Annotated in this window: 14 protein-coding genes; 1 reads left to right on the top strand and 13 read right to left on the bottom strand. The window is 67.5% G+C overall.

All coding sequences use genetic code 11. From position 1 onward, the window contains the following. Nucleotides 1-135 precede the first annotated feature (135 nt). Nucleotides 136-1035: a class I SAM-dependent methyltransferase gene (locus I53_RS30490; RefSeq protein WP_051044853.1), complete on the top strand. Its 900-nt coding sequence runs from the start codon at nucleotides 136-138 to the stop codon at nucleotides 1033-1035. 347 nt (nucleotides 1036-1382) lie between these two features. Here I53_RS30490 and I53_RS17075 read toward each other — a convergent pair whose 3' ends face one another. The 13 genes from I53_RS17075 to I53_RS17130 form a co-directional block, all read right to left on the bottom strand. Further along, a complete protein-coding gene (locus I53_RS17075) occupies nucleotides 1383-1925 on the bottom strand; it encodes a hypothetical protein (RefSeq protein ID WP_210161586.1) in 543 nt (180 codons plus the stop codon). 29 nt (nucleotides 1926-1954) lie between these two features. Then, nucleotides 1955-2302, bottom strand: coding sequence for a hypothetical protein (locus tag I53_RS17080; RefSeq protein ID WP_043352743.1), 348 nt, complete (start codon nucleotides 2300-2302; stop codon nucleotides 1955-1957). A 17-nt stretch (nucleotides 2303-2319) separates the two neighbouring features. Beyond that, on the bottom strand, nucleotides 2320-2862 hold the full coding sequence (locus I53_RS17085; protein WP_051044854.1) for a 3TM-type holin: 543 nt from the start codon (nucleotides 2860-2862) through the stop codon (nucleotides 2320-2322). Nucleotides 2863-2865: 3 nt separating this feature from the next. Further along, nucleotides 2866-3561: a glycoside hydrolase family 108 protein gene (locus I53_RS17090; RefSeq protein ID WP_083936090.1), complete on the bottom strand. Its 696-nt coding sequence runs from the start codon at nucleotides 3559-3561 to the stop codon at nucleotides 2866-2868. A 33-nt stretch (nucleotides 3562-3594) separates the two neighbouring features. Beyond that, nucleotides 3595-3747, bottom strand: a complete 153-nt coding sequence (locus tag I53_RS34015) for a hypothetical protein (RefSeq protein ID WP_187294372.1) — start codon at nucleotides 3745-3747, stop codon at nucleotides 3595-3597. Between the two features lie 5 nt (nucleotides 3748-3752). After that, nucleotides 3753-5426 carry a hypothetical protein gene (locus I53_RS17095; RefSeq protein WP_043352745.1) on the bottom strand — a complete coding sequence of 558 codons (1674 nt, stop codon included), beginning with the start codon at nucleotides 5424-5426 and terminating at the stop codon, nucleotides 3753-3755. A gap of 11 nt (nucleotides 5427-5437) precedes the next feature. Then, nucleotides 5438-5701, bottom strand: a complete 264-nt coding sequence (locus tag I53_RS17100) for a hypothetical protein (protein ID WP_043352747.1) — start codon at nucleotides 5699-5701, stop codon at nucleotides 5438-5440. A 4-nt stretch (nucleotides 5702-5705) separates the two neighbouring features. Continuing rightward, entirely contained in the window at nucleotides 5706-6056 is a 351-nt protein-coding gene (locus I53_RS17105) for a hypothetical protein (protein ID WP_043352748.1), read from the bottom strand. Continuing rightward, nucleotides 6053-6274, bottom strand: coding sequence for a hypothetical protein (locus I53_RS17110; RefSeq protein WP_043352750.1), 222 nt, complete (start codon nucleotides 6272-6274; stop codon nucleotides 6053-6055). Before I53_RS17110 ends, I53_RS17105 begins: the two co-directional genes overlap by 4 nt. 39 nt (nucleotides 6275-6313) lie before the next feature. After that, a complete protein-coding gene (locus tag I53_RS17115; RefSeq protein ID WP_043352752.1) occupies nucleotides 6314-8395 on the bottom strand; it encodes a hypothetical protein in 2082 nt (693 codons plus the stop codon). Nucleotides 8396-8419: 24 nt separating this feature from the next. Continuing rightward, the gene (locus tag I53_RS17120; RefSeq protein WP_148291184.1) at nucleotides 8420-8911 is read right to left on the bottom strand and encodes a hypothetical protein; all 492 of its coding nucleotides are present in this window, start codon (nucleotides 8909-8911) and stop codon (nucleotides 8420-8422) included. A gap of 190 nt (nucleotides 8912-9101) precedes the next feature. Continuing rightward, nucleotides 9102-10550, bottom strand: a complete 1449-nt coding sequence (locus tag I53_RS17125; RefSeq protein WP_043352756.1) for a hypothetical protein — start codon at nucleotides 10548-10550, stop codon at nucleotides 9102-9104. Then, a partial coding sequence (locus I53_RS17130) for a hypothetical protein (RefSeq protein ID WP_043352758.1) occupies nucleotides 10550-10858 on the bottom strand: 309 nt, incomplete at its 5' end. The genes I53_RS17130 and I53_RS17125, both read right to left, overlap by 1 nt.

Genomic DNA, 10858 nt, shown 5'->3' on the forward strand with positions numbered 1-10858 from the left:
CGCCCGGATCGACCTACCCGTTTGTCGGATCGCCTACAGGTAGGTTCGCCGACTCGTATTTAGCGTGTCTTTCGACCCTCGGTCCATAGGGCGGCAGGTGCCGACCGCAGGGTCGAGCCACCGGGATAGGTAGGTATGCAAAAGAGTCTGACCCAACTTTTCTTCACGAAAACGGGCAAGTCCGCCACCAAGTGGGAGCAGTATCTTTCGATCTACGAAGTCGAGCTTGGACCCTATCTCGTTCGCGGCGCCCCTGTCAGCATCCTTGAGATCGGCGTCCAGAACGGGGGATCGCTTGAACTCTGGGGTGATTACCTGCCCGCAGGGTCGCGAATTATAGGAATCGACATCGATCCAAAAGTCGGCGAACTGACTTTCGCCAACCCCTTGATCTCGGCTCATGTGCAGGACGCCACGGATGCCGCGGGGATTGACGACCTGCTGCAGCACCAAGATTTCGACATCATCGTCGATGACGGGTCGCACTTATGTAGTCACGTCAAGCAGTCGTTTGACATCTTGTTTGGTCGCTTGAAGCCGGGTGGGAAGTACATCATCGAAGACCTCCACACGAGCTATTTCGATACGTTCGAGGGTGGCTACCTCGAACCGGGCTCGTCTATCGAGTGGATCAAATCCCTCGGGGACGCCCTAAACTTGGATTATTTCCAAGCCGACCCACGCTTGGACGCGCCGACCCGAGAGCGTATGCGGGCACTCAACGCCGCCATTGGTCGCGTATCAATGTACGACTCGGTTGCCGTCATCGAAAAGCTTCGGAGCGAGAAGACCCGGCCCTATAGGCGGCTGTGCGCTGGCGAAACTTCCTCAGTCGTCCCAATGACGGATTGGCTCTACGGCACCTCCTTGGAAGGTCTGCAGACGGTAATGTTTGGCTTCCCAGCGGCCCGGGTTGCCGACGGTCTGCTGGCCCGAAAGCTTCATGCCGCGAACCACGAGATCGTCGAACTCAAACTCGCGCTCGAGCGCGCGAACAGAGAACTCTCCGAACTTAAGGATGAGCGGTCATCGTAGGGGCGGTTACGTCATGGTCGCCATCAAGCGCATCTGCGAACCAGTAAGCGCGGGCGACCCCATCGAGGTGCGGGAAGCGGGGCGGTTCCGACAAGCCTGAAACGGGGACCGGTGCTCCGGCCTATGCCTCAGCATACGAAAAAACCGCCGCGGCCGGAGCCGGGCGGTTCAAGGTGGGTCGTGCTGAGGATCAGAGGCCCGTCTACGCGCGGTACTGGCGCCCGGTTCCGGTCAGCCGGGCGGCGCGGGTAGATCCCTCGGTGCCAGCCGGTTCCCGACGATCAGACCATCCATGAACGCCAGCAGAGTGATCACCACGGTCAGATCCTGGGGAACGGGCGGGCAGGTCATGGACCGGGCGCCCGCGGCAGGATCTCGAACTCCAGCGGCGGCAGGATCGTGGTGATCGACCAGCCAAGGGCCCGCTGGAGCGGATTGCAGTCGTAGGCCACTACGCCGAGAAGCCGGCCTCGACCGGGCATCGCGTCGAGCGGGATGAACGGGCCGATCACCTCTTCCTCGCGGCCGAGATCACCGTAGGCGTCAAAGCGCTCGGGCTCGAAGTCGAGCCGCCGGCCGGCTCCGTCTACGATCCACCAGCGGCGCGTGATCTCGCACGACCGGTCCCGTAGTCGGACGCCGTGGATCAGGAGACGGTCGCCGACACGGACCTGCTTGCCCGGGTTGACGACCTCGCGGGTGATCTGCCGGACCGGCGGCTCCCGGTCGATCGCCATGCTGAAGATCCAGCCGATCAGCGAGATGAGGGCGGAGTAGTAGAGCGCATTGAGCACGAGCTGCAGGCGAGCCTGCCGCCGCGAGGGCCCGTAGGCGAGTTCGATGGCACGGGCGTAGATCTCGTCCGTGCGGTCCACTTCGGGCAGCATCACGACCTGGGGTGGTTCCGTTTGCGGGGGCATCAGTGCGGCACCCCGCCTTTCGACAGGACGAGGCCGACAATGGCGAGAACGATCGCGCCGAGGACGGACTTCACCAGCCAGCCGACGTGATCCTTGAGCTTGGACACGTCGTCGACCACGTCCTTCAGCTCGGTCTTGGTGGCGTAGACGTTGCGCAGATCCTCCCGGATGCCGCGCACGTCGGACTGGACCGCATCGAGCTTCGTCGCCGAGACCGCGACGTCGACCTGCATTTTCGTCCAGGCGACTTCGTCCTGTTTGTTCGGGGCTTCCGGCATCATGCCCTCTTGATCGTGGAACCGCAGGAAGGCCGGCGGCCGGGTCTGGGCTTCGCGGGCGGCGTCCATGGCGCGAGCATCCGCGCTCAACGCCGCGCCGGCTGCGGGCCCGGGGCGGCGCCCGGCACGCCGGTCGTGCGTTCGTAGGTGCGCATCACGCCGAGCCCGAGCATGCCGATCAGCACCGGCATGAAGTCGGACACGACGATCGTCGGCGGCGCGGGGAACGCGACCCCGAGCATGACGCCGAGGATCGCGCCCAGCCACGTGACCATGGGCGCGGCGAGGAACTGGTAGACGAAGGCCGCCACGCACGCCCAGCCGAGCGCCGGCCGCCACCTCGAGGAGAAGCGGTCATTGCCCTGCGCCTCGGCGAGGTTGATGGCGTTCTGCTGCTCGTTCTGCGCCTGGAGGGCTGCCGTCAGGGCCGTCTCGCGCGCGGTCAGAGCCTGCTCGATCTCGGCCTGGGCCTCGGCCTTCTTCTGTGGGTCCGGGATGGTCCGGTCGACGATGACCTTCGCGATCTCGGCGATGCTCGGGATTGCGGCGCCCATTCCGGCCCCGAGCGCCGGGCCCGCGCCGCCCGTCAAGACGCCGCCGATGATAGATCCGATGATGCCGCCGGCCATGGGTCAGATCTCCTTCTTCGGATAGGCAGTGCGCAGCCGCGCGAGAGCGGAGGCCCAGAAGCTGGGCTTCGCCGGCGCCGGCGCGGGCGGCGCAGTCACGGCAGGCGACCCGCTCTTGCGCGGGGCCGGCGCGAAGACGGGCGGCGGGAGCGGGGCGACCTCGACGGGCACCGTGGGCACCGCCACCGAGGCCAACGCCAGAGCCTCGGCGCGGACCCCCTGCACGCGCGAGCTCCATCCCTTGCCGAAGGTCGGCCACGTCGACAGGCGCTTCAGGAAGGCGAGGCGATCCGCACAGATCCGCTCGACCGTCTGGCCGGCGTCCTTCGCGCGCGCCGCCGCCAGCGTGATCGGGCCGATCTTGCCGTCATCCGCGACACCGATCGCGCGCTGCAGCGACGGCACGGCCCGCCCTTTGCCCGAGTTCACCGCGAAGTCGAAGACGCAGTAGTCCACACCGGCCGGCAGCTCGTCGCCGCGAACCGCGTCCCAGTAATTCTTCCGGTAGATCGGCGCGACGGTCGCCTTGGTGAGCGCGCGGACCTCGGCCTTGGTCGCCGACCGGCCGAGCCAACCCGACAGCGTGCCGATGGTGATGCCGAGGTTTGTCGCTCCGCCCGGGTCCGCGGGGTGATCGACGTATCCGCCCTCGTGCAACAGGACGAGCGCCAGTGCCCGCTCGAAGTTGGCGGCTGCCATGGTAATCCTCACGATGTCAGGGGTGGTGAAGCGTCAGCGCCCGCGGGCCGGCGCGCAGATCCGCACGGTGCCGGCGCCCTCGATGTAGACAGGCGTGCAGAAGGTCGGGCGCCGATGGCGTGGTGTGGCAGATGCTGAGGCGGCGAGCGCGCAGGTGAACAGCGCCGCGGCAATGAGGCGAGCCATGGGGTCTACTTCAGCGCGAGGCTGACGCCGGCCTTACCCGCCGCGTTCAGCGCCGTGGCATTCGTCGGACCCTGCGCCCCGGAGAAACCGACCGCGATGCCCGTCCCGAGCGAAAGGCCGACGTCAGCGAAAGGCACCGAGATCGTACCGCCAGCCGGCACCATCGCCTCCCAGACCGCACTGTCCGTGCCCATGGTCGGCGCGGAGCCCTTGTTGAACAGCTTCACCCACACCGGGGCAGTGTCGCTATTCCAGGCCGTGAGGTTGAAGACGTTGCCAGCCGCGCCCTTGATGATCTGGCCCGCAGCCGCCGTGGATGCGGTGTAGTAGGTGCCGAAAGTCGCGCCTGAAGCGCCGGTCGAGCTCGCAACGAGCGAACCGACGGCCTGCGCGCCGGCTGCCAGGAAGACGGTGGCGGTGCCTCCGTTCAACTGTGCGAGGACCGGAAGCGGCTGCCCCGTGCTGGCACCTTGCACCGTGAGCACGTCGGCCGAGGGGGTCCCTGCAGTGCCAAGCGCCGGCTGTTTCGCCGCTGTCGCGGCTCCCGCCGGCAGGGCCGAGCTGTTCACCACCACGCCATTCGTGGTTCCAGGCGTGGTCTGATCGATGCCGACCTTGCCCATGAGGTTGCTGCCGGCCGCGATGAACACGGTGGCTGTTCCACCGTTGAGCTGCGCCGAGACCGGCAGTAGCGTCCCCGAGGCGCTGCCTTGCACCGTCAGGACATCAGCCGCAGGGGTGCCGGCCGTCCCCAGCGCTGGCTGCTTCGCGGCGGTGGCTGCACCCGCCGGCAGGGGCAGCGCGGCAGCGCTGATCGGCTGGATAACCCCGGAGCCGTCGACCGGCATCCGTCCAGACACCAGAGCCGGGATGCGAGCGAGAAGCGTGGTCCAGTTGCCGAGGCCGCGCTTGACCAGCCCGATCAGGCTGAACGTGCCACTGTCCGCAGTCGCGGCCGCATCTACCGGGGCGCCCAGGCCGGCGATTACCTGGGCTTGGTTGAGGGCGGTTGCCGCTCCTTCAGGCAGGGGCGACAGCGGGGTGATCGAGGCCGCCGAGGGCGCAGCGATCTTGGTCCCCGCGGTGACGTTCACCCAGAAGTTCGAGACGAGGTCGCCCGCGTCGCCGTCGGTCACCACGACGTGGTCGAGGAAATCGCCCGAGGCGAAGCCGGTGCCGCTGGCCGTGGCCTTGTAGGTGTAACGCGAAACGACGGTGCCGCTGTCGGCATCGGGCCGAGCACCGCTACCAGGCGCCGATGACGGGTTGCCCGCCACGTCCGTCCACGAGATGACGCCACTGGCATCCAGTCGGATGAACCGCGCGCCGGTGTCGTCGGTCCAGATCGTCTCGACGCGCTGGGCCTTGATGGCGTTCAGGATCAGTTGCAGGGTCGCATCCGTGGCGGCCCCGGCCGGCAGAACATCGGTGCCATCGTCGTACAGGATGAGCAGCTTGTCGGAAGCCGCCATCTCCGCGGTATCGACGGCAAGCGACACCACCGATCCAGCCAGCGCGGTGTAGCCGAGCCCGGGCTTGCCGGCCGCGTAGAGAATGGCGCCTTGCGTGAGATCGACCACCGCGAGCAGCGCTCGGATGTCGAATCCTGGCACGCCCGAGAAATCGAGCGTGCGGTCTACGGGCGCGAAGGTGACGCCGCCGAAGAGGGGCTTCTTCATGGGATGAGGCCTCAGCCGAAGATGAGCGCGTTGATGAAGGACTGCGCGTCTGCCTCGCGCAGGGTGTCGGCCGCGCTGGCGTCGATCGCATCGGACATGAGGCGCAGCGTGTTGCGGCTACCGTCGACCCCGTCGCGGATCTCCGCGAGCGCCTCGTTCACGGTGCCGGTCGAGAAGGCCAGCACCACCTCGATCGTGAAGGGGATGACGGTCTCGGTGACCTTCTCGGCGAAGCGCTGAGCGAGATCGGGGACGGGCGTGGTCTCGGTCGCCATCGGCTTAATCCAGCAGTTCGAGGGTGCCGAGCAGGACGGTCCGGCCTGTGCCGTCGTCCTTGGTGATCCGCACGGCCACCGGCATGACGGCCTTTGCCGGCGTGGCGGCGAGGTCGGCCGGCGCGAGCGGGAAGCGGATCACGCCGTCCGCGTCCGTGACGAGCCCGCCGTCGGGCGCCGTCGTCAGCGAGCGCAGGCCGGCGGGCAGCCCGATGCTCCAGGTGATCACCTGCGAGCCGGTGGGCAGCGTGACGATCTCGCCGGACTCGACGTTCTTCCCGCGCGGGATGATGCCGAGCGGCGCGGCGTCGGCCCGGGCCATCCGCCACGCATAGGTGAGCGGCGCGAGGATCACGCGATGCCACCTTCGGCACGATCAGGGGCGGCGTCTTCGGCCTCACCCGAGGCCCTCGGTTTGCCGAGTTCGGCCTCCAGTTCCGCGATCCGAGCCTGTGCATCGCCCAGCGCTCGATCGCGCTGTTCCAGGGCACAAGACAGGGCGATGTTCTGCGCGGTCAGGTTGCCAAGTTGCAGCGCGACGTGCTGCTCAGCCGTCTCGATGAGGCGGGCCATGCCATATCTCCAGTCTGTCGGTGGGAAGGGTGGGGGCGGTCAGTTCGGGACGCGCAGCGCCCGGAATCCGGAACCGGCGCTGTCAGCCGCGCCGTAGGTGACGGTCCGAGGCGCGCCGCCGTCCAAATTGATCTTGAAAAGGCCGTTGGCAGCTTGGAGGGCGATCTTGCCGCCAGTGTCGATGACAGCCAGCCCAGCGCCAGAGAACGGGGTGAGGATCATGTCGCCGGTCGGGCTGACCTGGATCTGGCCGTTGCGTCCAGACCCGTCCGCCGAGATCGAGCGGAGGTTGATGGCCTGCGAACCGGAACCCTTGGCCTTACTATTCGCCCCGAGATCGAATCCGAGCAGCGCGGCCCCGTCGCTGGTGTAGATTACCTTCTTCCACGGGATGTTCTGATTGATGCCGATCTGGTCGACGTCGATCACGTGGCAGATGCCGAGGCCGTTGGTGTTGCTGTCGCCGATGAAATATAGGCCACGCAGCGGAACGTTGACGTCAGATCCATCCTGCTGCTTGCGGATGTTGAAATCCAATTCGATGCCGTAGGCCACGATGTTCGTGAAGCCGTAAGGATCGGTGTGGTGAGCGCAGTTGCTGGTGAGCGTGTTGGCGCCCCAGAGCGAGACCGCACCGCCGACGCCGCTGGCGCCTGCAAAGGCTCCGCCGAACATGCCCACGCCGCCCTGGCTGATCGAGGACGAGCGCGCGTAGCCCGCGGTCCCTGATGCGTGGTTGCCCGCGTCGCTCGCCGCCGGGATCTCTACGGCGCCGACGATGGCCTCGGTGATGCCGAATTGGTTGGCGCCGAACTGCGCCTCCATCGGGTAATCGTTGATCGCCACTCGGAAAGTGTCGTGGATGCGATTGTAGCCCGCCCACGATGGCCCGCCGTCCGCCACGGTGGGCTGGCCCGCGAGAGCGAGATCGAGCGGGATGATGGACTGCCAGTAGGCGCCATCCTGCGTGCGGAAGCCCTGCCCGGCCGACGGCGCCACGGGCACGCGCACATAATCGCCGCCGCGGCCGTCGCCCGCCTTCGACCGCCCGCGAATGGACAGGGTCGTCACCTGCGCCGGGATCGTCGCAGAGGCAGCATCGCCCAAGCTGGCGAAGGTCAGAGCCAGAGGGTTCTGGACCGCGCTTTCGAGCGAGGCGACGCGAGGTGCGAGGTTTTGGCTCTCCACCGCCGTCAGCCGTGAAATCGCGTCCGACGAGACCGGATCGAGCAGAGTCGCATTCGACACATCGTCGAGGGCGAGCACCTCGATGTCGGTGGTCGAATCCGCGCCGAACATATGCGCGAACAGCCGGGCGAAGCGGGCATTGCGCGGCGCCACGATCAGCGTGCCGGCGCCGGCCTGCCGCCCGATCGTGGTCTGCCGCTCGATGCGGCCAGAGGAGACCGTGATCTTCTTCAGGTCAGTCACAGCGGTGTAGGACGAGCCCGCCCCGCTGGGCAGCATGTTGCCGGCCTGGTCGAACCACACGATCCCGAAGCGCACCGCGTCGTTGGACGGATCGGAGGCGTTCGCGCGGCGCTGCGCGACCCAGCGAGCCCGATACATGCGCCCGGGCTCGACGGCGACCCGCTTGCGCGTGGCGATGATGCCGGGCCCGGTCAGACGTGCGACGGAGCCGTTGTCGCCGAAGGCCCGCATCGAGGCGGGCAGCACCGGTAGCGCATAGCTGTCACCCTGGAGCCCAGCGAGCGAGGCGGGACAAGAGAAGGCGTATCCCGCATCGCCGACGCGGTCGGTGTCGGCCACACAATCAAAGCGGAGGCGGCTGATCAGCGCCGCGAGGGCGTTGTCGCCGGCCGCCCGTGCCGCCCCTTCAGCCGTGACGGCGTTGACGATCGCCTGCTGGCGGGCGGCTCCCTCTGCCTGGACTGCGGCGTCACGCGCTTGGCCTTCAGCCGCGACCGCGGCGGCTCGCGCTTGCGCCTCGGCCGCGATACCGGCCACACGAGCCTGCGCTTCGGCGGCGATACCGGTTACGCGCTGCGTCTGCTCGTCGGCGATCGCCTGAGAATGGCCGTCGACCACATCGAAAGCGGCACCGATGCGGTTGATGTTGTCCTGCGGCGTCGAGCCGAGGGATGGCTTCAGAAGGGCCATGCCGATCTCGCGTTGAAGAGAGGTTCAGAAGGCTTCGACGAGGTCGAGCGAGACGGTCCCGTACCGGGAGAGCTGCAACTCCATCGCGCCGGTGTCGTCGCTGGCGAGGCGCATCGTCCCGGTCGGAAAATCGAACCGGATGTTCGCGCCGGCGCTGTAATCCGCTCGGAGCCACGGCCGTATCATCACACCGATCCCGCCCGGCACCGCGAGGCCGCTTGCCGGATCAATGGGATCGTCCGTAGTCAGGCCCACGATGGTGTGGAGGCGGCTGCCGATCGAGAAGATCATGCCCGGGGCCAACAGGCCGCCCCTGACGCGCTGGATCGAGATGGCCGGCGCATTCAAGGCCGCATCCTGTAACAGGTTGAACGACAGCGGGGACTGGACGAGGCCGGGCGTCTTGTCCGTGAGGTAGCCCCCGACCACCGGATCGATTGGCCAGGGCGCCCGGGAGCGCTCGTAGGGCCCGACGTACCAGACCTGCGAGCGTCCGAGCGCGATGATTCTGCGCATGGCCTGGACCTTCGTCCGACCCGCGCACGGGATGCTCATCGCAGCCTTCCACCGAGCGGTCGGCGAGATGACGACCGCCTCGTTGCCTTCGAAGGTCTGGCCGCCGGAGCGCGTGCCGCCTCGCAGGGACCAATCCTCAGACGACGGGCTGAGATCGGAGGGCCAGAGTAGGGGACCTGCCATGCCGGCCTCAGTTATAGGTGTCGGGCAGCGGCGGCCGCTGGCCTTCCTCGGCTGGATCCCAGGCGTAGGCCGAGGCGTCGAGACTGATGAGGTCGAGCTTCACACTGGTCAGGGCGTTACCCGACATTACCAGCGTGCCGCGCATCACCGCGAAGGTGGTGTTGATGCCGAACGACGGCAGGTCCAGCGTCACGGTCGCCTCGCCATAGGCCGGCAGGCCAGCAGGCGAGAGCCGCAGACCGGTAAGCCGGAAGCGCGGATTGCCCTTGGCCATCGCGATCTTGGCGAGCCGCCGCGACTGGCTGTGTGACGGCGCCCGGATGAAGCTCCGCTCCGTCTCGATCACGCCTTGCACGGCCTGTGACGCGAGATCGTCCCATGGATCGCCCTCGGTCGGCTGGTAGTCCTGAAACGGATCCGTGTAGGTATGCTTGATCCGCGTGAAGGTGTTGTACGCCTCGTCACCCTCCTCCAGCTGATCCCAGCCTTGGATCATGCTCTCGTCGATGGTGAAGGTCGGCGCCTGCCAGCGGCCGCCGCGCACCGCAACCAGACCATCGGCATCTTGGTAGAGCTCGCCATCGCAGGCCGCGAGCATCCGCCCGAGCACATCCGAGCGCTGCTCGTCGTAGGTGTAGCTGCCCCAGGACCGGTAACGCAGCTCGACGGTCGCCCCGTTCGGATCCGGCTCGATCAGCGCAACCGGCTGATCGCAGACGTTGGCGAGCTCGATGAAGCTCTGAACGCTGATCTCGGAGAGCGCTAGGCCATAGCCGCTCTCGTGCATCAGGTAGTCGAGTAGCAGGATCGCGGCGTTGTCCGTGTAGGCGTAGCCGCCGGTCCGCGGATCGTAGGACGGCGCTCCCGATACGAGCAGGCGCACGTCCGGCGCACCTTCGGGGAAGATCTGGCTGCCCTTTTTCAGGGGCGTGGCCACCACCACCGAGTAGCACAGCCCCAGGAGCTGCATGCTGTCATTCCAGTACGGCAGCTTCAGCAACGCGGCTGACGCGGGCTGATCCTCGGTTCCCGAATGGCCCTCGATCGAGACCTTGCCCTGATAGACGCTGTCAGGGACGATGCCGCCCGCGCCCTGGCCGAGGCTCGTCTTCACGTCACCGAGCCAGTACTGCAGGATGGCGACCGGGCCGACGCAGTGGACAGCGCCCCGGTAGAGAATCTTGGCCTTGTCGTCGTCCGGATTGTCGTACTTCAAGGTCTCCAGCGCGAAAATGACACCACCGACCTTCGCCTGCCCGAGCACGCGACGGCGCGCCGCCACAGGCTGGCGGACGGTGACCTGAGCATCCGCCCGTTTCTCGCCGCTGAGCAGCGCCTGCGCCGCATAGTTCACGCCGTAGAGGCCGACGCTGAGCACGGCGTACCCAACCAACAATTCAGCGGTTGCGCCGAGTGCCAGTTCACCGATGACGGCTGCCCCGATCGCGGCAGGCATCAGACGCTCCAGGCCACGACGGTCGGGTAGTGGTCGACCGCGACACCCTCGGGGCTCTTCACCGCCCAACCGAGGGGGCACCGGATCGCGAAAACCGGCCCGACCACCGGGTGCTCGACAAGGCCGACATCGCCCGGCGCCGGCGCAGTCGTCGTCACGAAGCCGCAGCCGGCCATGAGCGAGCGGGCCATGGCCTCGAAGCCGCCGAGGCGACGGACGTGGCGCATCGCGCCCCTCGCCGTGCTGTATCGCCCCCGAAGGCTCGCGGCCGGATCGACGCCACGCACCGACCGGCACCAATCCGCCAT

The sequence above is a fragment of the Methylobacterium sp. B1 genome, assembly GCF_000333255.1.
GTDB classification, from domain to species: domain Bacteria; phylum Pseudomonadota; class Alphaproteobacteria; order Rhizobiales; family Beijerinckiaceae; genus Methylobacterium; species Methylobacterium fujisawaense.